This is a genomic window from Nannocystis sp. (assembly GCF_016714285.1).
Taxonomy (GTDB): domain Bacteria; phylum Myxococcota_A; class Polyangia; order Nannocystales; family Nannocystaceae; genus Nannocystis.
On record NZ_JADJNN010000003.1, the window covers coordinates 715,573 to 736,375 of the forward strand.

At 70.0% G+C, this 20,803-nt stretch carries 16 protein-coding genes; 6 read left to right on the forward strand and 10 right to left on the reverse strand.

Annotated features, from left to right (window positions below; translation table 11 throughout):
* Nucleotides 1–31: 31 nt before the first annotated feature.
* The 3 genes from IPJ59_RS10580 to IPJ59_RS10590 are packed head-to-tail and all read right to left on the reverse strand — an operon-like array spanning nt 32 to nt 4,434.
* Complete coding sequence (locus IPJ59_RS10580; protein ID WP_293271228.1) at nt 32–1,834, reverse strand: NHL repeat-containing protein; 1,803 nt, start codon at nt 1,832–1,834, stop codon at nt 32–34.
* 59 nt (nt 1,835–1,893) lie between these two features.
* Nucleotides 1,894–2,841, reverse strand: coding sequence for a bile acid:sodium symporter family protein (locus IPJ59_RS10585; RefSeq protein ID WP_293271230.1), 948 nt, complete (start codon nt 2,839–2,841; stop codon nt 1,894–1,896).
* Nucleotides 2,842–2,868: 27 nt separating this feature from the next.
* Complete coding sequence (locus tag IPJ59_RS10590) at nt 2,869–4,434, reverse strand: FMN-binding glutamate synthase family protein (RefSeq protein WP_293271232.1); 1,566 nt, start codon at nt 4,432–4,434, stop codon at nt 2,869–2,871.
* 142 nt (nt 4,435–4,576) lie between these two features.
* Here IPJ59_RS10590 and IPJ59_RS10595 point away from each other — a divergent pair, with 142 nt between their 5' ends.
* Entirely contained in the window at nt 4,577–4,984 is a 408-nt protein-coding gene (locus tag IPJ59_RS10595; RefSeq protein WP_293260151.1) for a hypothetical protein, read from the forward strand.
* 64 nt (nt 4,985–5,048) lie between these two features.
* Here the strand turns inward: IPJ59_RS10595 and IPJ59_RS10600 are convergent, their stop codons facing one another.
* The 4 genes from IPJ59_RS10600 to IPJ59_RS10615 are packed head-to-tail and all read right to left on the reverse strand — an operon-like array spanning nt 5,049 to nt 9,589.
* Nucleotides 5,049–5,894, reverse strand: coding sequence for a cyanophycinase (locus IPJ59_RS10600; RefSeq protein WP_293260148.1), 846 nt, complete (start codon nt 5,892–5,894; stop codon nt 5,049–5,051).
* On the reverse strand, nt 5,891–7,066 hold the full coding sequence (gene iadA / locus IPJ59_RS10605; protein ID WP_293271234.1) for a beta-aspartyl-peptidase: 1,176 nt from the start codon (nt 7,064–7,066) through the stop codon (nt 5,891–5,893). The genes IPJ59_RS10600 and iadA overlap by 4 nt, the downstream gene beginning before the upstream one ends.
* A 7-nt stretch (nt 7,067–7,073) precedes the next feature.
* Nucleotides 7,074–7,817, reverse strand: a complete 744-nt coding sequence (locus tag IPJ59_RS10610; RefSeq protein WP_293260142.1) for a hypothetical protein — start codon at nt 7,815–7,817, stop codon at nt 7,074–7,076.
* Nucleotides 7,818–7,822: 5 nt separating this feature from the next.
* Complete coding sequence (locus IPJ59_RS10615) at nt 7,823–9,589, reverse strand: sensor histidine kinase (protein WP_293271236.1); 1,767 nt, start codon at nt 9,587–9,589, stop codon at nt 7,823–7,825.
* Nucleotides 9,590–9,739: 150 nt separating this feature from the next.
* Here IPJ59_RS10615 and IPJ59_RS10620 point away from each other — a divergent pair, with 150 nt between their 5' ends.
* Complete coding sequence (locus IPJ59_RS10620; protein ID WP_293260138.1) at nt 9,740–10,783, forward strand: hypothetical protein; 1,044 nt, start codon at nt 9,740–9,742, stop codon at nt 10,781–10,783.
* A gap of 51 nt (nt 10,784–10,834) precedes the next feature.
* On the opposite strand, the gene IPJ59_RS10625 is transcribed toward IPJ59_RS10620, so the two are convergent.
* Nucleotides 10,835–12,205 (reverse strand): sigma-54-dependent transcriptional regulator, encoded by a 1,371-nt coding sequence (locus tag IPJ59_RS10625; protein WP_293260136.1) that lies wholly within the window; start codon nt 12,203–12,205, stop codon nt 10,835–10,837.
* Complete coding sequence (locus tag IPJ59_RS10630; protein WP_293260133.1) at nt 12,202–13,644, reverse strand: sensor histidine kinase; 1,443 nt, start codon at nt 13,642–13,644, stop codon at nt 12,202–12,204. Before IPJ59_RS10630 ends, IPJ59_RS10625 begins: the two co-directional genes overlap by 4 nt.
* 387 nt (nt 13,645–14,031) lie before the next feature.
* Here IPJ59_RS10630 and IPJ59_RS10635 point away from each other — a divergent pair, with 387 nt between their 5' ends.
* From IPJ59_RS10635 to IPJ59_RS10645, 3 genes are read left to right on the forward strand one after another with little or no spacing between them, the layout of a single operon-like run.
* Nucleotides 14,032–15,075, forward strand: a complete 1,044-nt coding sequence (locus IPJ59_RS10635) for an efflux RND transporter periplasmic adaptor subunit (RefSeq protein WP_293271238.1) — start codon at nt 14,032–14,034, stop codon at nt 15,073–15,075.
* A 10-nt stretch (nt 15,076–15,085) separates the two neighbouring features.
* A complete protein-coding gene (locus IPJ59_RS10640) occupies nt 15,086–18,376 on the forward strand; it encodes an efflux RND transporter permease subunit (protein WP_293271240.1) in 3,291 nt (1,096 codons plus the stop codon).
* 22 nt (nt 18,377–18,398) lie between these two features.
* A complete protein-coding gene (locus tag IPJ59_RS10645; protein ID WP_293271242.1) occupies nt 18,399–19,811 on the forward strand; it encodes an efflux transporter outer membrane subunit in 1,413 nt (470 codons plus the stop codon).
* Nucleotides 19,812–19,838: 27 nt separating this feature from the next.
* Here the strand turns inward: IPJ59_RS10645 and IPJ59_RS10650 are convergent, their stop codons facing one another.
* On the reverse strand, nt 19,839–20,297 hold the full coding sequence (locus tag IPJ59_RS10650) for a hypothetical protein (protein WP_293271244.1): 459 nt from the start codon (nt 20,295–20,297) through the stop codon (nt 19,839–19,841).
* 219 nt (nt 20,298–20,516) lie between these two features.
* On the opposite strand from IPJ59_RS10650, the gene IPJ59_RS10655 reads away from it, so the two are divergent.
* A complete protein-coding gene (locus IPJ59_RS10655) occupies nt 20,517–20,786 on the forward strand; it encodes a hypothetical protein (protein ID WP_293271246.1) in 270 nt (89 codons plus the stop codon).
* Nucleotides 20,787–20,803: the final 17 nt, after the last annotated feature.

The following is a 20,803-nucleotide window of genomic DNA, read 5'->3' on the forward strand; positions in this document are numbered from 1 at the left end:
CGTGGTTCGAGCGGGGCGCGAGCGGGCGCGTTCACGGGCCGAAGACGGCGATGAAGCCGTCGTTGCCGCCCTTGCTGTTGACCGGGCCGCCGCCGAAGTTGACGCCGCCGGTGAAGCTGCCGGTGACGGCGACGGAGGCCGCGAGCGAGCCGGCGATGTCGTAGCCGATCTGGCCCTGGAAGTCGCCGAAGCGCTGGCTCCACACGTGCTGGCCGGTGGGGCCGAGCTTGAGGACGAAGATGTCGCTGCTGCCGGCGGAGACCAGCTGGCCGCCGCCGAAGTCGCCGGCGCCGGAGAAGTCGCCGGTGAGCAGGATGGCGCCGGGGCCGTCGACGGCGATGCCGCGGAGGTTAGCCTTGCCGGTGCTGACGAGGTGGCTCCACAGGTGCTTGCCGGCGCCGTCGAACTGGGCGACGAAGGCGTGCGAGCTGGCGTCGCCGATCGGGCCGCCGCCGAAGTCGATGACGCCCTGGGTGTCGCCGCCGAGGGCGAGGCGGCCCTGGCTGTCGATCGCCAGGTCGCGCAGGACCTGCAGCTTGGCGTCGCCGAAGCGCTTGCTCCACACGGCGTTGCCCTGCGGGGTGAACTTGCCGAGGAAGACGTCGTTGTCGCCGGCGCTGAGCATGGCGCCCTTGCCGAGGTCGATCGCGCCGGAGAAGCCGCCGCCGACGTGGACGTTGCCGGCGGCGTCGCTGACGAGGCCGAGGATGTACTGGCCGGCGGCGTCGCCGAAGCGCTGGCTCCACACGTGGGCGCCGTTCTTGTCGAGCTTGGCGACGAAGGCGTCGACCATGCCGGCGGAGTTCATGACGCCGCCGCCGAGGTCGAGCGAGACGAAGAAGTAGCCGGCGAGCAGGAGGTTGCCGTCCGGGTCGAAGGTGAGGCCCTGGGGGTAGGCGTAGCTGCCGGTCTTGAAGGCCTTGCTCCACACGTGCTTGCCGTCCGGGTCGAAGCGGGCGAGGAAGGGGTCGCCGATGTTCTTGGCGACGAGCGGGCCGCCGCCGAAGTCGATCGTGCCCTCGAAGTCGCCGGCCACGGCGATCTGTCCGTCGGCGGCGACGGCGAGGGCGTAGCCGTCATCGAACTGGTTGGCGGCGTCGCCGAAGCGCTTGCTCCACAGGTGCTCGCCGTCGGGGGCGAAGCGGGCGAGGAAGAGGTCGGTGCCGCCGGCGCTCTGGAGCGGGCCGCCGCCGAAGTCGATCGTGCTGGTGCCGCGGGCGGCGACCACGAGGTTGCCGGCGGCGTCGAAGGCGAGGCGCAGGCCGGCCTCCTCACCGGCGGCGCCGAAGCTGCGGTGCCACTGGAAGCCGCCGTTGCCGGTGCACGGATCGAAGCCGTCGCAGTCCTCGTCGCCGGGGTTGTCGCAGGTCTCGGCGGCGGGCAGGACCTCGCCGACGCAGGGGCCGAACACGCCCTGGTCGCAGGTCTGCTCGCCGGCGACGCAGAGGCCCATGCCGAGCGTGTCGGGCGGGCCGGAGTAGCAGGGCTGGGTGTCGCCGGGGTCGCACAGCGGGGCGCCGGTGCTGGCGGTGTCGGTGGTCGAGTCGCTGGTGGTGCCGGGGCCGGTGGAGCCGCTGGTGGAGGCGTCGGTGGTGGTGTCGCCGCTGGTGATCGGGGCGGTGGTGGCGTCGCTGGTGGCGCTGGTGGAGGCGTCGGTGGTCGGGCTGGTGGTCGGGACGGTGGTGGCGTCCGTGGTTGTCGGGCTGCTGGTCGGGCTGCTGTCGCTGCTGGCGGTGGTGGACTGCCCGGAGCTGCTGGCGGTGGCGTCGGTGGTGCCGCTGTCGCCCGGGCAGGCGGCGAGCAGGAGGGGCAGGAGGGCGCGGGGGGATCGCATGGCCGGGGTGGTAACCCGCAGCTGCGTGGCTGGCAAGCGCTGATGTCCGAAGGGACAGGTCAGGCGCGGGCGGCCACGCGGTCGCGCAGGCGCCAGGAGCCGACGAGGGCGAAGCCTACGACGAGGTGCCACACGCCCCAGCAAGCGGCGATGAGGGCCATGCCGCCGAGGCCGGAGAAGAAGTCGACGGTGATGAGGAGGGCGAGGCCGGCGTTCTGGATGCCGACCTCGATGGTGATGGCCCGGCGGTCGCGCGGGCTGAGGCGGGCGAGCGTGGCGGCGAGGTAGCCGGTGGCGAAGGCGAGGGCGTTGTGGACGACGACGATGCCGAGGATGAGCAGGAGGTGGCCGTCGGCGGCGGAGAAGTTGCTGCGCAGGGCGACCACCAGCATCACGGCGAAGACCACGATCGAGAGGATCCGCAGCGGCTTGCGCAGCGGGGCGGCGAGGCGCGGGAGGTAGCCGGCGATCAGCATGCCGAGGGTGAGCGGGATGATGATGACGACGCCGATCGTCTTCAGCATGTCGGCGGGGTCGAGGGCGACGCTGCGCAGGAGCGGGGCGGCGTCGGGGTGCAGACCTGCCCAAAAGGCCAGGTTCAGCGGGGTGGTGAGGACCGCGGCGCCGGTGGTGGCGGTGGTCAGGGCGACCGAGAGCTCGGTGTTGCCGCGGGCGAGGTGGGTCATGAAGTTGCTCATCGGGCCGCCCGGGCAGGCGGCGACCAGGAGCATGCCGAGCGCGACCGAGGGCGGCGGGCGCAGGGCGAGGGCGAGGGCGAAGGTGACGGCCGGGAGCAGCACGACCTGGGCGACCACGCCGACGATCGCGGGGCGCGGGGCGAGCAGGAGCTTGCGAAAGTCGGCGACGCGCAGGTCGAGGGCGATGCCAAACATCACCAGCGCGAGCACGAGGTTCAGGGTGACGAGGCCGCCGGTGTGGAACGAGAGGCGGGCCGCGTCGAGGTCGGGCGTCGGCGCGAGGGAGAGGGCAGCGAGGAGGCCGAGCAAGCGCGGCAGTATACCCACGAGGCGGCTTCAGTGGCGGACGGCGGGGTTGTGGGTGGCGACGCGGGCGGCGAGGGCGTCGGCGAGGGCGGTGTGGATCGCGGCCTGGTCGGCGGCGCTGGGGAGGCCCCAGCCGGGCTCGTAGGCGAAGACCTCGCGGGCGGGGCGGCGGGCGAGGCCGTCGAGGATGTCGACGCGGCCGAGGCTGACGAGGGCGGGGTGGAGCTCGCCGCAGGCGTGGGCGAGGGCGATGAGGTCCTTGCGGAGGGTGATGAGGTAGTTGGCGAGGCGGGCGGCCTTGTCGGTGGGGTCGAGGCCGCCGACGAGCCAGGCGCTCTGGGTGGCGACGCCGGTGGGGCAGTGGCCGGTGTGGCACTGCTGGGCCTGAATGCAGCCGATCGCCAGCATCGCCTCGCGGGCGACGTTGATGAGGTCGCAGCCGAGGCCGAGGGCGAGCAGCGACTGGGCGGGGAAGCCGAGCTTGCCGGAGCCGATGAAGACGACGCGCTCGTGCACGCCGCGCTCGGCGAAGCTGCGGTAGATGCTCGAGAAGCCGAGCTTGAAGGGGAGGGCGACGTGGTCGCTGAAGACGAGGGGTGCGGCCCCGGTGCCGCCCTCGCCGCCGTCGATGGTGATGAAGTCGGGGGCGCGGCCGGTGGTGTCGATCTGGCGGGCGAGCTCGGCCCAGAACTCGAGCTCACCGACGGCGGACTTGATGCCGACGGGCAGGCCGGTGGCGTCGGCGAGGCGCTCGATGAAGTCGAGCATGGAGGAGACGTCGCTGAAGGCCGTGTGGGCGGCGGGGCTGATGCAGTCGCGGCCGAGGGGGATCAGTCGGATGCGGGCGATCTCCGGGGTGACCTTGGCGGCCGGGAGCACGCCGCCGAGCCCGGGCTTGGCGCCCTGGCTGAGCTTGATCTCGATGGCTCGCACCGGGGCCGAGGCGACGCTCTCGAGGAAGCGGTCGATCGAGAAGTTGCCGTGCTCGTCGCGACAGCCGAAGTAGCCGGTGCCGATCTGCCAGACGATGTCGCCGCCCTTGCGGTGATGATCGGAGATGCCGCCCTCGCCGGTGTTCTGCATGGCGCCGGCGATCTTGACGCCGCGATTGATCGCCTCGACGGCGGCGCTCGAGAGGGAGCCGTAGCTCATCGCCGAGGTGTTGACGATCGAGGTCGGCCGGAAGGCGCGCGCGCGCTGGCGGTAGCCGCCGAGCACCTTGGCGCAGGGCAGCGCGTAGGTCGGGTCGTAGCCGGGCTGGCCGCTGACCGGGGCGAGTCGCGGGAAGGCAGCGTGGCGGATGATGACGTAGCCGTGGCTCTGCTCGAGGTCGTTGTCGGTGCCGAAGCCGAAGTAGTTGTTCTCCCGCTTGGCGGAGGCGTAGACCCAGCGCCGCTGGTCGCGTGAGAAGGGCCGCTCCTCGTCGTTGCCGGTGACGATGTACTGGCGCATCGGGCCGCCGAGCGCCTCGAACCAGTAGCGGAAGCGGCCGACGATCGGGAAGTTGCGCTTGATCGTGTGGGCGCGCTGGAGCCGGTCGGCGACGGCGATCAGCAGCAGCACCAGCAGGGCTCCGAGCAGCGAATAGATGGGCATCGCGCCTCTCCTGCCCTGTGGTAACACGGCCGGCGCGAGGGCCGTCGTTCGGGTTTTCGCGCGGGAGATCGCGCTCGATCGCGGCCGATCGTCGGCGAACGCGGCGTGATACGGTGGCGAGATGGGTGACGCGAGGCGGTCGATGTCGGCGGCGCAGGGCGGGGTCGGGGCGCTCGCGCTGGTGGTGCTGGTCGGGGCGGCGGGGCTGTTGGCGGTGCAGAGCTGCGCGCAGGGGCAGGACCCGCGCAGCCCCGAGGACACGGCGCAGCCGCAGACGGAGTTCCAGGCGGAGCCGTTCCCGGGCGCGAGGTCGCGGCCCGAACCGCGACCGGAGCCCGAGCCTGAGCCGTTCCCGGGCGTGAACTCGCGGCCGCAGCCGCAGCCGCAGGTGCAGCCTGAGCCGTGGCCCGGGACGCAGCCGCAGCCGCAGCCGCGGGTGCAGCCGCAGCCGCGGCCTGAGCCGTTCCCGGGGGTCGATCCGGAGCCCGAGCCGAAGCCGCGGCCGCGTCCGCGACCGGAGCCCGAGCCGCGCTATCCGCCGCCGACCTGAGGATCACCTGGCCCTTGGGACACTTGAGGATCACCTGGCTCTTGGGACAGGCGATCGGGAGGCGTCAGTCGAAGTCGTCCTCGGGCGGAGGCGGGGGCGTGGCGACGCGGGTGTGGAGGTTGTAGTTGCCGTTGCGGGTGAGGATGTGGAGCTGGATGCCGGTGAGGCAGATGGCTTGACCGGGCTTGTTGTGGCCCATCGAGGAGTGCTCGAGGCGGGACACGTCGACGATGGTGATCGCGCCGGCGCCCTCGACGTGGAGGACGTCGCTGGGGTCAATGAAGGCGGCGGTGTCCTCGTCGAGGCCGATGCCGACGGCGAAGGGGTTGAAGGCGAGGACGGAGAGGAGTCGGCCGAGGCGGTCGCGTTGGCGGAAGTGCTGGTCGATGACGATGCGGTTGGTGAGGCCGAAGCCGGGGGCGAGGGAGGCGAGGCCGGCGATCGGCGTGGCGCCGCCCTGGCCGAAGGCGATCATGTGCTCGGAGAGGATCGCGGCGCCGGCCGAGGTGCCGCCGACGGTGACGCCGCGGGCGTTGAGCCGGCGGATCGCGCGGGCGACCTGGGTGCCGCCCAAGATCGTGGACAGCTGGAGCTGGTTGCCGCCGGTGAGGAACACGCCGGTGGCCTGCTCCAGGGTGTCGAGGAGGTCATCGCGCTCGGCGTCGGCGCGGGTCTCGAAGGGGATGCTGGTGGCCTTGCGCGCGCCGAGGGCGGTGAAGATCCGCTCGTAGCGCGGGCCGGTCTCGGGCAGGCGCGAGGCGGTCGGGATGATCACGATGCGGGCCTCGGAGCCGCCGCTGACCTCGACGAAGCGGCGGAGGATGACGGCGTCCTGCTCCTTCTCCTCGGCGCCGCCGACGGGGACGATCCAGCCGCGGGTGTGGGTGTCTTCGACTTTCGCAGGGCTCACGCGCTTGACCTCTCGAAGGGGCCGAATACCACTGGTCGGCCGTCCCTCACCAGCCACGAGCCGCGGGCCATCACGGCGGACACCTGGCCGTCGGGTGTGAGGATCGCGAGGTCGGCGTCGGCTCCGACGGCGACGCGACCCTTGTGCGAGAGGCGCAGCAGGTCGGCGATGTTGCGGGTGAAGATCGGGAGGAAGCGGGCCAGCGGGAGGCCCTCGGCGAGCAGGGTGGCGATGGTGGCGATGAGGGTGGCGGGGCGGCCGATGTCCATCGCGCAGATGTGGCCGTGGGCGTCGAAGACGGGCATGCAGCCGGCGCCGTCGGACGAGCAGGTGAGGCGATCGGGGGGCAGTCCGGCGTGTAGCCAGCGGGCGATCGCCTCGGCGGCGGAGAGGCTGTCGCCGGGGTCTTCTTCGGGGGGGAACGCGGTGATGTCGAGGTAGCCGCCGCGGGCCACGAGCTCGCCGGACTCGGCGAACAGGCGGCGGTTGCGATTGATGTGTGTGGGGTGGAACACGCGCGGGGGGATCTCGCTGTGCTCGAGGGCGCGGCGGACGAGGTCGAGGCCGCGGGGGCCGTCGCCCATGTGCAGGTGCACGATGCCGGCCTTGCCGGAGATCATGCCGGCGACGTGGGCGTCGGCGGCGACGCGGAGGAGCTCGTCGAGGGTGGGCTGCGAGGATCGGTGGTCGGAGAGGGCGAGCTCGCCGACGCCGATGACCGGGTCGACGAAGACGATGTCGCCGCGGACCGAGCCGGTGAGCGTGGGCACTGGGAGCTGGTAGCTGCCGGTGTAGCAGTAGGCGGAGAGGCCCTCGTCGCGCAGGCCGAGGGTGCGGGCGACGAGGTCCGCGACGCTGCGGGTGGTGCCGTCGGTGCCGAGGACGCCGACGACGGTGGTGATGCCGGCGGTCGAGAGCTGGGTCAGGGAGACGGGCGGGACGCGGGTGCTGGGACCGGCCTCACCGCCGCCGCCGATGAGGTGGACGTGGGCGTCGACGAGGCCGGGGCAGAGGCACAGGCCGGCGAGGTCGATCTCCTCGTGGGGGATGGCCTGCGGGAGCCGCGGGAGCTGCTCGGCGATCGCGGCGATGCGACGATCGGCGATGAGGAGGTCGCGCTTGCCGAGCGGCTCGGGGGCGAAGACCTCGGCGTTGCGGACGAGGCGGAGCATGCCCCGGTCAGAGATTGGGGTCGACGACAACGGGGCCGAACTTGGTGCCCTCGAAGGTCGAGACGTCCGGGCATGCCTTGGTCAGGGCGTCCTGCGACTGGTAGACCGTGGAGGGGCCGCCGGCGAGGGCCAGCTCGCCGCAGCCGCCCTGGCTGGCGTCGGCGTCGGGGTCGCAGCGGACGCACTTGCTGGTCTTGCTGTTGCAGACGAAGCTGTCGTCGCAGAAGTACGAGCGGCAGTGCTGATCCTTGATGTCCTGGTACAGCAGCTCGGCGCTGGCGGCGTAGAGGGGGAAGCCCTTGCCGTCGTCGCAGATGCCGAACTCGGACTTCTCGAGGTTGGCGTCGCAGGTGCCGGAGTTGGTGGGTTCGCAGCCGAGTTTGCCGCGCTGGTCGGCGGGGCAGGAGGTGTAGACGGCCTTGTTGGTGTCGGCGGCCGCGACGGCGTCGGCGAAGTCGCCGGCGGGGAGCATCTCGGTGGCGCAGGAGACGGAGGCCTTATCGACGAGGGAGCAGACCTGGTTCGTCTTCGAGGTGCCGAAGGTGGCGCTGCCGCCGGGGGCGGCACAGGTGGCGTCGAGTCGCTCGGTGTTGAGCTTGTCGAAGAACACGTCCTCCTTCTCGCACTCGGTGGTGTTCTTGCAGCGGATGACGTCGTCCGAGTTCGCCGGGTTGAAGATGAAGTTGCAGCCGCCCGCGGAGAGCAGGGCGGGCAGCGAGGCGGCGAGGATGCGGGCGCGGAGCGAAGTCATGGCGATCAGGGCGAGGATACGGAGGCGGCCGGGGGATCGCAAGCTGGAAGGACGATCTCGAACACCGTGCCGGCGGGGCCGGTGGAGGCGACGCGGACGCTGCCCTCGTGGTCCTGGACGATCTGCTGGACGATCGAGAGGCCGAGGCCGGTGCCTTGCGGCTTGCGGGTGAAGAAGGCCTCGAAGATGTGTTCGGCCTCGTCGGCGGCGACGGCGAGGCCGGGGCCGTTGTCGGCCACGAGGGCGCGCACGCGGTCGCCGAGCTGCTCGACGCGGACGGTGATGCGGGGGCCCGTGGCGGTGGTGGGGCCTGCGGGCTGAGCGCGGTCGGAGGGGAGATCGCTGGCGGGGAGCTCGTCGAGGAGGTCTCCGAGCGGGCTCGGCGGGGCCGAGGCGTCGACCAGGGCCTCGCGAGCGTTGCGCAGCAGGTTCATGAAGGCCTGGCGCAGCTGGCCGGCGTCGCCCTGGACCCACGCGGGGCGCAGCTCGGGGACGACGTGGATGCCGGCGGCCGCGAGCTCGCCGGCCATGAAGTCGAGGAGGGCGTGGAGCTCGGCGGCGAGGTCGAGGGGGACGCGCTCGGGGTTCTTGCGGCGGACGAAGCCGAGGTAGTCCTCGGTGACGGAGGTGAGGCGGTCGATCTCCGAGGTGATCTTGGCGAGGAGCTGCTGGGCCTCGGGGCTGGTGGCGGCGATCTCGTCGGCGAGCAGCTCGACGTTGAGGGCGACGCTCGAGAGGGGGTTGCGGATCTCGTGGGTGACCTGGGCGGCGAGCTGGCCGACCGCGGCGAGGCGTTCGCCGCGGATCAGCCGGCGCTCGCGCTCTTGCAGGGCGGCGGCCATCTGGTTGAACTCGTGGGCGAGCTGGCTGACCTCGTCGCCGCGGGTCTCGCTGGCGACGGCGACGCGCTGGGCCCAGTCGCCGCGGGCGAGCTCTCGCACGCCGAGGGCGAGGCGCCGCAGCGGTCGCACGGTCCAGATCACGCCGAGCACGGCGACCAGGCCGAGGAGGGCGATCGCCGCGGTGAGGAGGATGATCATCCGCTCGGTGTCGCGCTCGTTGACGCGCACCTGGTTGCCGAGCTCGACGACGCCGCGGCTGACCTGCTCGTCGAGCTTGCGCAGGCTCTCGTTGATCGCGTATTGGGTGCGCACGTCGACGATGACCTCGGCGGGCGGCTGGGTGGTGGTCTGGGCGACGAGCTCCTCGAGCCGGGCGACGGTGGCCTGGAGGGCGCGCAGCGGGGTGATCGCCGCGTCGCCGCCGATCCGTCCGGGGTTGGCGAAGGCGCTGTCGAGGACGGCGCGGGCCTGCTGGATCTGGACGTGGCGGGCCTCGAGGGCCTCGGCGAAGTTGGCCTCCTCGGCGGGGCTGAGCGGGCGCTGGGCCTCGCCGCGGCGCTCGTTCGTGAGCGACATGTAGGTCGCGATCCGGGTCGACTGGCGGTAGGCGACGGTGAGATCTTTGTTGAACTCGACGTAGACCGCGGTGAGCAGGTCGAAGCTCGCCTGCAGGGAGCGCAGCTGGGCGACGATCAGCAGCGAGGCGGCGGTGGTTGCGAGCAGGACCAGGACGACGAGGGCGGTGATGCGGGCGGCGATGCTGTGACGCAGGCGCAGCGGCGCGAGGGGGACGGCGCCGGGCCTCGAGGTGGGCCCCGAGCCGGGCCCCGAGCCGGGCCCCGAGGTGGGTGCAGACGCGGGCCCGGGCCGATCGCCGCCGCTGGCTGAGGTTGGGCCCTGCGGTGGCCCGGCGAGGGGGACGGCGTCCACGAGCCGCGATGGTACAGGGGCGCGCAGGTGAGCGCAGCCCCGGGGGCTGGCGCCGGCGATCGCCGGGCAGAGGGAGCTGGCCCAGGGGGCGCCGCGTTTTGCCGCGCCCCTTTCCTCGGGGCCGGGAGGCGTGCGAACGTTGGCTCGACCATGTCGAAGCCGGCACGCCGTCTCTCCTCGTCCCTTGTCGCCGCCGCGACCGCGCTGTCCCTGACGATCGGCTGGGTGAACCCGGTCGTCGCCGCACCTGGCAAGGCGTCGGTGCTCACGCTCGAGGGCGACGACCCGGCCAAGGTGCAGGCGCTGAGCAAGGCGTTGCAGTCGGAGTTCGCGGCGCGCGGCGTGGGCGGCGGACGGGACATGTCGCTCGCGGAGCTGAAGCTGACGATGGGCTGCGATGAGCCGCCCTCGGCGGCGTGCCTCGCCAGCGGCGGCAAGACGCTGGGCGTCGACCAGATGCTCTACGGGTCGCTGACGAAGACCAAGTCCGGCGGCTACGCGCTGATCTTGAGCCAGATGGACGTCGGCACCTCGTCGGTGCAGAAGACGGTGAACACGGAGCTCGGCGCCGACGCGCTGAGCGACGCCGCGGTGCAGGCGACGGCGAAGGACCTGGTCACGCAGATGATCGGGCCGGAGAAGAAGGCCGAGCCCGTGGTGGCGCCGCCGCCCAAGGTGGAGGAGCAGCCGAAGCCGGCGGAGAGCAAGCTGGTATGGGGCAAGTACGACGCGCCGAAGTGGAAGAAGGCGGGGCTCGCGGCCTCGGCGGCGCTGACGGTGGTGTCGCTCGGCGTGGCGATCGGGACGTACATGGCGATCCGCCCGGGCGGCAAGCTGAAGAAAGATCTCGTGCAGGCGGCGAAGGACAGCGAGACCGATTCCAGCGGGAGCAACGACATCAGCCCGTACACCGACAAGGACCTGTGCGACCTGGCGCGTGAGCAGGTCTCGGGCGGGGTCAAGAACGGGGAGATGACGAAGATCTGCAACAAGGCGGACGGGCTGGCCAGCGCGGCGACGGCGGGCTTCATCGCCACCGGTATCTTTGCTGCGTCGACGCTGGTGTTCACGACGCTGCTGTTTGTGCACAAGGACAAGCCGGGGGTTGCGAAGCTGCAGAAGCACGGGCTGACGCTCGGGGCGATGCCGCTGCGCAGCGGGGGGGCGATCGTCGGCGGGGTTGTTCGGTTCTGAGGGGTGCGCGGGCGGAGAGCGCGGGCACTGTCGGGTTTGCTGATGTCTCGATTACTCGCTGAGGAGCTTCATCAGCGTCTTGATGTCGACCCCGAGCGCGCGGGCGGCGTGGGCCTTGACGCCGCCGTTCTGCGCGACCGCCCAACGCGCGTACCGCCGTTGGAGCTCGCGTAGCGGCAGCACGGCGCCGCCGAACGGCCCGGGCCCGCCCGCTGCGGCATCTGGACCTTCGCTGGCGAAGCCACGGGGGAGGTCCGCCGGCACGATCACCTCGTTGCGCGACAGGAGCACGAGGCGCTCGATCAGGTGGCCCAGCTCGCGAACATTCCCCGGCCAGCGGTAGGCGAGGAACGCCGCCATGACCTCGTCGCCGATCCGGCGCGGCGCCGCGGTCGGATGGCGCCGGCGCGCGGACTCGAGGCACTGCTCGACGAGCAGCGGGATGTCCTCGCAACGGTCGCGGAGCGGCGGGATCTCGAGCACGACGAGGGCGAGGCGATAGTACAGGTCCTCGCGGAAGTCGCCGGCGCGCACGGCGGCGTCGAGGTCGAGGTTGGTCGCCGCGAGGATCCGCGTGTTGACGCGGCGCTCGCGGGTGCCGCCGACCGGTCGGATCACGCCGCGCTCGAGCACGTGCAGCAGCTTGGCCTGCAGCGCGGGCTGTAGCTCGCCGATCTCGTCGAGGAACAAGGTGCCCTGGTCGGCCTCCGCGAACAGCCCGGGACTCGCCTGCGTCGCGCCGGTGAAGGCGCCGCGGGTATGGCCGAACAGCTCGCTCTCGAGTAATTGCTCGGGGATCGCGGCGCAGTTGACCGCGACGAACGGCGCCGACGCGCGCTGGCTGCGGGCGTGGAGCGCCGCGGCGATCCTGGTCTTGCCGGTGCCGGTCTCGCCGGTGAGGAGGACTGGCACGTCGGCGTCGGCGATCCGGGCGACCACCTCGAACACCGCGCGCATCGCCGTACTGCGTCCGACGAGGCCCTCGGGCGCCGCGTCGTGCAGGCGTCGGCGTAGCTCTCCGGTCTCCCGGCGGAGCCGGCGGTCGTCGAGCGCGCGGCGCAAGAACAGCACGAGCTCGTCGACCCCGAACGGCTTGGTCAAGTAGTGGAACGCGCCGCGTCGGATCGCCTCGACCGCGGTGTCGATCGCCCCGTAGGCGGTCATGACGATCGTCGGGAGCTGCGGGACGAGCTCCTGCGCCTGCACCATCAGGGACACACCGTCGCCGCGCTCGAGCCGGAGGTCGGTGACCAGCGCGTCGAACTCCCGCGACTCGAGCAGCGCGAGCGCGGCGTCGGCGTCGCGCACCACGTGCGGCTCGAAGCCGCGGCGGAGGAGTTGCTGGCCGAGCGCATCGCCCCACTCGGGCTCGTCGTCGACCAGCAGCACTCGCGGGCGCAGGACCTTGTGTTCGCTCGTCATGGGACCTCCCGGGGCAGGCGCAGCGTGGCGACCGCGCCGCGAGGCGACCGCGCCGTGAGGGTGACCGACCCACGGCTCATGCGGGCGATCTCGTTGGTGAGCGCGAGTCCGAGGCCGGTGCCTTGCGCCTTGCGCGAGAAGAACGGCTCGAGCAGCCGCTCGCGGTCCTCCTCGCGGAGGCCCTCGCCCTCGTCGAGCACCTCGAACATCACGTCTTTCCCCTCCGGGCGCACACGCACCGTGACGCGGCTGCCTTTCGGGGACGCGTCGCAGGCGTTGACGAGCAGGTTGACCAGCGCCTGCTCGACGAGCAACGCGTTGACCCGCACGTCCGGCGTCTCGGGTGTGATCTCCACCTGCAGCTCGACCTCGGCGGCCTGGAAGCGGTGGGCGATCAAGTCGCGCACCGCCAGCGCCAGCGTCGCGGGGGCCACTCGCGTCTGCTCTGGCATGCTGCCGCGGGCGGCGCTGAGGAATCCCTGGACCACGTCGCGGAGGCGGTCGACCTGCCCGACGATCGTTCGGGCGTCCTGCTCCTCGGGTGAGTCCTGCAGGGCCTCGCACAGCGCCTCCGCCTTGACGCGGATCAGCCCGAGCGGTGTGCCGACCTCGTGGGCGACCCCGGACGCGAGCGTCAGCATCGTCGCCGTGCGGCTCTCGCGAGCGAGCACCTCTTCACTGGCCCGCCGCTGCTCGGCGAGCTCGAGCTGGTGGCGGGCCATCACCTGCGCGCGGAACTCCCGGAACGCGAAGTAGCCGAACGCGGCCGTCGTGATCCCGGTCAGCAGGACCTTGATGATCACGCGCAGCATGCCCCGGCGGTCGCGCTCGACCTCCTCGCGGGTGCTCCCGACGACGGCGACGCGCCAGATCCCGAGGGCGCCGCCGTCCGCCGCGGCGACGCTGACGAACACCGGGTAGGCCGGCAACCCGAGCTGCCGCGCCTGGGCGGCGGACAGCATGCCCGCGTCCTCGTCGCGCGCGACCAGCTCCGCGAGTACGCCTGGCCCCGCAGACAGGCCGTGCAGGTCGAAGAACCCCGCGGCGCCAGGCGGTTGCACGAAGATCCGCTCATCCGCCAGGTCGAGGTGATCGGCCGCGTGGAACAGCTCCCTGATCCGCACCGGCACGGCGATCTCGCGGCCATCGTCGGCGGCAATCCGAATGGTCCAGGCCCCGGACTCTGCCGCCCGTGGGTCTGCGGGCGGGGGATCGCGCGCGAGGTTCGCCAGCTCCGCCGCGAGCTCGACGGACAGCAGCGACGCGAGGTTCCCCAGGCGCCGTTGCTCGCGCTGCATCGCCAGCTCGGACTCCGCGTCCTCGAACCGGATCCCGACCAGCGCGACCGCCAAGACGCTGATAATGGCGCCGAGGAGCAGCACGAGGCCGCTGATCCGTACACGGCTACGCTCGGCGGGGGCGAAGGGTTGTCGGGTCACGCGGAGGCTTCCTCGGGGGAATGTAGCGCAGTTTATTCTGGTGGTTGCAAACTACGCGCCACGTCGGAGCACGCCCCTTGTGGTCCGGGAGAGCCTTGCAAGGCCAGCGCCCCGGGCACACGCGGAGACGACGATGGGAGCGGCTCCCAGCGTGCGATGGGAATATCTCCCATCACGGCGCGTGCGCTGGAAATTTCATCATCTATCTCAAATAGATGCGCGCTCGGCACCACAAATGTAACAGCGTGAACCAAGCCCGAATCCGCGGTCCCTCGCGGGAGGAGCGCGGTCCCGCCGGGACGCCGTCGACGCCGAATCCCACTCCATTCAGGCCAACCTGACGAGAAGAAATCCATGCCTCGAATCATATCGCTAGCGAGCGGGCTTGTGGCCCTGTTTATGTGGGCATGCCAGCCGCTGCCCGAGGAGCACGAGGAGGCGGGAGTCTTCGCCGTCACGACCCCGCGACGGCAGGACGTGGAGCTCACCCACGAATACGTCGCCCAGGTCCAGGCGATCCAGCACATTGAGGTGCGTGCGCAGGAGCGCGGCTATCTGACGGAGATCTTCGTCGACGAGGGGCAGCTGATCGAAGCGGGCACGAAGATGTTCCAGATCATGCCGCTCATCTACCGAGCGGACCTCCGCCGCGCCGAGGCGGAGGCTGATATGGCCTCGATCGAATACAAGAACACCAAGCTGCTCGCCGACAAGGACATCGTGTCGCCGGCCGAGCTCGCGCTGGCCGGGGCCAAGCTCAATCGCGCCAAGGCCGAGCTGTCGCTCGCCCAGACCCACATGCGCCTCACGGAGATCCGCGCCCCATTCACCGGGCTGATGGATCGGTTCGCGGTGCGGCTGGGCAGCCTCGTGGACGAGGGCGACCTGCTGACGACGCTGTCCGACAACCGGACCCTGTGGATCTACTTCAACGTGCCCGAGGCCGCGTACCTCGACTACAAGTCGGACCCCGACCACAAGATGAACGTCAGGTTCAGGATGGCGAATCAGCGGATGTACGACCAGGAGGGTACGGTCGAGACCATCGAGGCCGACTTCGACAACACGACCGGTAACATCGCCTTCCGCGCGACCTTCCCCAACCCCACCGGGCTGCTGAGGCACGGCGAGACCGGAAATATCGTCGTGGCGACGAAGTACCCCAATGCCCAGATGATCCCGCAGAAGGCGACCTTCGAGATCCTCGATCGTCGCTACGTCTTCGTGGTCGACGACGACGGCGTCGTGCACGCGCGGCCGATCTCGGTCGCCGCCGAGCTCCCGCACGCCTTCATCGTCGACGGCGGCCTCGCGGACACCGACCGCATCCTCCTGGAGGGGCTGCGCAAGGTCCAGGATGGCAAGCAGGTCGAGGTGAAGTACGAGGATCCCGCCGAGGTGTTCGCACAGCTCCAGTACCACGCGGAATGAGGGCACCGACATGTTCGCCAAGATTCTTCACCGCCCGGTCCTCGCGATCGTCATCTCGGTCCTGATCGTCCTCCTCGGGCTGCTCTCGATCGGTGCCCGCCCGATCTCTCAGTTCCCCGAGATCGCGCCGCCGCAGGTCCAGATCACCGTCGCATATCCGGGGGCCAGCGCCGACGTGCTCATCCAGTCGACGCTCATTCCGCTGGAGCGCGCCATCAACGGCGTGCCGGGGATGCGCTACATGATCTCGGACGCGACCAGCGCCGGCGAGGCGACGATCCAGGTCATCTTCGATCTCGGCACGGACCCCAATCAGGCGATCATCAACGTCAAGACCAGGATCGACCAGGTGATGAACCAGCTGCCGCGGCTGGTCCAGCTCGAGGGCGTCATCTTGCAGCGCGTCCAGCCGAGCATGTTGATGTACGTCAACGTGTTTAGCACCGCCGAGGACGCCGACGAGAAATTTCTGTTCAACTTCGCCAACGTCAACGTCCTCCCGGAGGTCATGCGCGTCAAGGGGATCGGGCAAGCCCGGATCCTCGGCAGCCGGCAGTACGCCATGCGCATCTGGCTGAACCCCGACCGGATGCGGGCCTACAACATCTCTGCCAAGGACGTGCAGGACGCGATCAGCGAGCAGAGCATCATTGCCACGCCTGGCCGCGTGGGACAGGCCACGGGGAAGACGGCGCAGTCGCTCGAGTACGTGCTCGTCTACGAGGGCCGCTTCAACAAGCCCGAGCAGTACGAGGATATCATCCTCCGGGCCACCCCGGACGGCCACGTCCTGCACTTGCGGGACGTCGCCAAGGTCGAGCTCGGCAGCGAGTTTTTCAACATCTATTCCAACCTCGACGGGCACCCCTCGGCGGCCATCGTGCTGAAGCAGACGCTCGGGAGCAACGCCCAGGAGGTGATCGCCAACGTCAAGGCCAAGCTGGAGGAGATCAAGGCGACCACCTTCCCACCGGGTACGGATTACGCGATCAGCTACGACGTCTCGAGCTTCGTGGACGCCTCGATCGAGCAGGTCGTCCACACGCTCGCCGAGGCGTTCGTGCTGGTGGCGCTGGTCGTCTTCGTGTTTCTGGGCGACTGGCGCTCGACGCTCATCCCGACGCTCGCCGTGCCCGTGTCGCTCGTCGGAGCGTTCATCTTCATGGGGGTGCTGGACATCAGCATCAACCTCATCACCCTCTTCGCGCTGGTCCTGGCGATCGGCATCGTGGTCGACGACGCCATCGTCGTCGTCGAGGCCGTGCACGCCAAGATGGAGGCGAAGCGCCTGCCGGCCTACGAGGCCACGAAGGAGGTATTGCACGAGATCAGCGGCGCCATCATAGCGATCACGCTGGTGATGACGTCGGTCTTCGTGCCGGTGGCCTTCATGCCCGGCCCGGTCGGTGTCTTCTACCGTCAGTTCTCGGTCACGATGGCCTCGTCCATCGTGCTGTCCGGCTTCATCGCGTTGACGCTCACGCCCGTGCTGTCGGTGTTGATCCTCAAGCCGGTGCACGGGCACGCGAAGACCCGCAACCCGGTCACCCTGTTCATCCGCGGCTTCAACCGCGTGTTCGACCGGGTCACGTCGATCTACGTCCGTCTGATTCGGGCGATCCTGAGGCGGTCCTACGTGACGATCGTGGTGCTCGGCCTGTTCGTGTACGGCATCTTCGCGGTCAACCGGGTGCTCCCGTCCGGCTTCGTACCCAATGAGGATCAGGGCATCATCTACGCGATCATCCAGACCCCGCCGGGGACCACGATCGAGCGGACGAATGCGGTCGCCAGGAACCTGCAGGCGATCGCCAAGGAGCTGGACGAGGTCGCGTCGGTCTCGTCGCTCGCTGGCTATGAGATCCTCACCGAGGGGCGTGCGTCGAACGCAGGGACCTGCCTCATCAACCTGAAGGACTGGTCCGAGCGCGGCAAGTCGGTCAACGAGGTCATCCAGGAGCTGGAGGAGCGGGCCAAGGACATCGGCGCGGTCGTCGAGTTCTTCGAGCCGCCGGCGGTCCCCGGCTATGGCGCGGCCGGCGGCGTCTCCTTCCGCATGCTCGAGAAGACCGGCAGCACCGACTACTACGAGTTCGACCGCATCAACCAGGAGTTCATGGCGGCGCTGCGCGAGCGGCCCGAGCTGACCGGGCTCTTCACCTTCTACGCGGCCAACTACCCGCAATATGAGCTCATCATCGACAACCAGAAGGCGATGCAGAAGGGCGTCTCCATCGCCAGGGCCATGGAGAACCTCGACCTGATGATCGGCAGCTCCTTCGAGACGGGCTTTGTCCGCTTCGGCTTCTTCTATCGCGCCTACGTGCAGGCATCGCCCGAGTTCCGGGCGCTGCCGTCGGACGTCCTGAAGATGTACGTCAAGAACGAGGCCGGCGAGATGGTCCCGTATTCGTCCTTCATGACGCTCAAGAAGCGGCAGGGCCCGAACGAGATCACCCGCTACAATATGTATAACTCGTCGGCCATTCGCGGAAACAACGCGCCCGGGTATACGACCGGCGACGCCGTCCTGGCGATCAAGCAGGTGGCGGCGGAGGTGCTGCCGCGCGGCTATGACATCGCCTGGGAGGGCCTGTCCTACGACGAGGCGCAGCGCGGCAACGAGGCGGTGTATATCTTCGCCATCGTGCTGGTGTTCGTCTATCTGGTGCTGGCGGCGCAGTACGAGAGTTTCATCCTCCCGCTGGCGGTGATCACGTCGTTGCCCGCGGGCGCGTTCGGGTCGTTCCTGTTTCTCCAGCTCATGGGGCTGGCGAACGACATCTACGCCCAGGTCGGCCTGGTCATGTTGGTGGGTCTGCTCGGGAAGAACGCGGTGCTGATCGTCGAGTTCGCGGTCCAGACCCGGCGCGAGGGCGCCACGGTGTTCGAAGCGGCCGTCGCGGGGGCCAGGGCGCGCTTCCGGGCGATCCTGATGACCTCGTTCGCGTTCGTCGCAGGCCTGTATCCGCTGGTCGTGGCGAAGGGTGCCGGGGCCGTCGGCAACAACACGATCGGCTCGTCCGCGCTCGGCGGCATGGTTATGGGGACGGTGTTCGGCGTGATCCTCATCCCGGGGCTCTACTTCATCTTTGGCCACCTCGCGCGCTTCGAGAGCTTCCTGCGGATCGGCGCGCCGTCGCTGCCGGGCGCAGCGCCCACGCCGTCTGCACCGTTGCCGCTCTCCGAGGTGTCGCTGTCGGAGCTCCTCACCGATACCCCGGCCACGTCGCCCGCACCGTCGCCGCTCCCCGAGGTGTCGCGCACGGAGCTGCGCGAGGGGGAGGAGTCCGGTGCGTAAGTGGCGGGATCTGGTTGTCGCCGTGACGGCCGCCAGCGCCCTGTCGCTCACGGTCGGCTGCGCGAGCCTGCTGGGCGGCAACAAGGCCAGGGAGGCGAGCAGGGCGGTTCCCCAGTCGTTCGGCGCGCTCGCCACGGCTGTCGGTCCGAGCGTCGCGGTGCAGCGGCAATGGGACCAGTTCTTCGCCGACCCCGACCTCCGGGAGCTGATCGAGGAGGCGCTGAAGAACAACCAGCAGTTGAACATCCAGCTGCAGGAGATCATCATCACCCAGAACACCGTCGCGGGCATGCGAGGCCAGTACATTCCGCGGCTGGACGCGAGCGCCGGTGGCGGGATCGAGAAGGTAGCGACGTACGCCTCGCAGGGAGCCAGCGACGCCGCCCATGGCGTGCCGAATCCGCTGCCGGACCTGACCTTCGGCTTCGTGGCATCCTGGGAGACCGATATCTCGAGCCGACTGCGGAACGCGAGGAAGGCCGCGAGCTCTCGCTACGAGGCGACGATCCAGGAGCGAAACTTCCTGCTCACCGAGATCGTGGCAGAGATCGCCAATTCGTACTACGACCTCGTCGCGCTCGACAATCAGATCGAGATCCTCGAGCGAACCGTCGGGCTCCAGAAGGACGCGCTCGAGGTCGTCAAGCTGAAGAAGGCGGCCGCGCGCGGCACCGAACTCGGGGTTGTGAGGTTCTCGGCCGAGGTGCTCAAGAACCAGGGCCGGCGCTTCAGCCTCGAGCAGCGGCGGATCGTCGTCGAGAGTCGCATCAACTTCCTGGTCGGGCGCTTCCCGCGACCCGTCAAGCGCAACGCCCAGCACTTCATGTCCGCCAACGTCGACGTCGTGGCCACCGGCCTGCCCTCGGAGCTGCTGGAGAACCGGCCTGACGTGAAGGCGGCCGAGCTGCGGCTCGATGCGACCAAGTTCGATACCAAGAGCGCGAAGGCGGCGTTCTACCCCTCGCTGCGCCTCGACGCGGGCGTCGGGTTCGAATCCTTCAAGCCGAGTCACCTCATCGACACGCCCCAGTCGCTGGTCGCCGGCCTGGCCGGCAACCTGATGGCTCCGCTGCTCAACCGGGCGGCGATCAAGGCGGACTACCGGTCGGCGAACGCCAGGCAGATCCAGGCGGTCTTCGACTACGAACGCTCGATCTTGCAGGCATTCACGGACGTGTACAATCAAATGACGGCGATCTCGAACCTGAGGCAGCGCTACGAGCAGCTGTTCCAGCAGGTGGAGGCGCTCCATGCGGCCATCGAGGTGTCGAAGGCGCTCTATCAGTCGGCGCAGGTGGACTACTACGAAGTCCTCATGACGATCCGCGACTCGCTGGAGGCCGAGATGGAGCTCGTCGAGGCGAAGAAGCAGCAGCTGCAGGCCGTCGTTGCGATCTACCAGGCGCTGGGCGGCGGGTGGCGGCGAGGCCCGTGAGGAGGAAGTGCGAAGGGGCGCAGGGGGTCATGGGGGGATGGCGCAGATTCCGACGTCCTTGTATTCGGGTGGAACCGGCATCATGGGGTCAAACCATTGGAGGCACTGCTGGTCGGGGTTCGGGCAGGGGGCGCCGGGGAACTTGCAGAAGGGCTGGCAGCAGCCGGACGGGCCTTGCTGGCAGGCGCTTGAGGCGGCGGCGGTGTTGAGGCAGACGAGGCCCTTGTCGCAGCTGTTGGCGAACTCGCAGGGGTCGTTGGTTTGGCCCGCGTCGCCGGAGGCGTCGAGGGCGCACACAAAGTTATCGCCGTAGGGGATGCACAGGTCGTCGCCGGGGCAGTCCTGGAGCAGCGGGTGGCACGAGGGGATGCAGATGGCCAGGTAGCCATCAGCCGCGATGGCGCAGACGCTCTTTGGGGGGCAGATCGGGCGAATCGGGGATCCGGTGCACTGGGCGATACAGGTGCCGTGATTCTTGGCGTTCACGTTCCAACAGATCGAGCCCAGGGCGCAGTCGTCGATGCCGGCGGCGCCGCCCTCGGGTGCGGTGCAGGGGTCGCCCGGGGCGCCGTCGCCGGTGATATCAACGCACTTCGTCGCGTTCCAGGCGCCGCCGCCGCCTTCGGCCCAGGGGACGCACTTCTGGCCCGGGGGCAGTCCTGGGCCCAGTTGTCGCAGTCGTCGTCGACGACGCTGTTGTCGAGCATGAGGATGAAGGTGTTGGCGTCGGTGGTGGCTGTGGTGCCTGTGGTGCTTGGGTCGGTGGTGGTGACTGGTGTGTCGGTCGTAGTCGAGCTGGTGGGCGTAGCGGTCGGGTCCGCGGCGGTGGTGGTGGCCGGCGGCGTGGTGGCGGTTGTGTCGTCGGTGGTGGTCTCGAAGGAAGGCGGGATGGGGCCGCAGGCGAGGAGGGCGGATATAGTGAGTGTGGAGATAGGGCGCATGGGTCACTCCGGGATGGCGCAAAGGTCTTCGTAGTCGCGGGGGATGGGGAG

Coding starts and splice junctions, on each gene's coding strand:
- IPJ59_RS10590 (WP_293271232.1), bottom strand. CDS start 4,434: ATGCCCATCTATTCGCTGCTCGGAGCCCTGCTGGTGCTGCTGCTGATC.
- IPJ59_RS10580 (WP_293271228.1), bottom strand. CDS start 1,834: ATGCGATCCCCCCGCGCCCTCCTGCCCCTCCTGCTCGCCGCCTGCCCG.
- IPJ59_RS10595 (WP_293260151.1), top strand. CDS start 4,577: ATGTCGGCGGCGCAGGGCGGGGTCGGGGCGCTCGCGCTGGTGGTGCTG.
- IPJ59_RS10610 (WP_293260142.1), bottom strand. CDS start 7,817: ATGACTTCGCTCCGCGCCCGCATCCTCGCCGCCTCGCTGCCCGCCCTG.
- IPJ59_RS10655 (WP_293271246.1), top strand. CDS start 20,517: ATGAGGATGAAGGTGTTGGCGTCGGTGGTGGCTGTGGTGCCTGTGGTG.
- IPJ59_RS10620 (WP_293260138.1), top strand. CDS start 9,740: ATGTCGAAGCCGGCACGCCGTCTCTCCTCGTCCCTTGTCGCCGCCGCG.
- IPJ59_RS10640 (WP_293271240.1), top strand. CDS start 15,086: ATGTTCGCCAAGATTCTTCACCGCCCGGTCCTCGCGATCGTCATCTCG.
- IPJ59_RS10625 (WP_293260136.1), bottom strand. CDS start 12,205: ATGACGAGCGAACACAAGGTCCTGCGCCCGCGAGTGCTGCTGGTCGAC.
- iadA (WP_293271234.1), bottom strand. CDS start 7,066: ATGCTCCGCCTCGTCCGCAACGCCGAGGTCTTCGCCCCCGAGCCGCTC.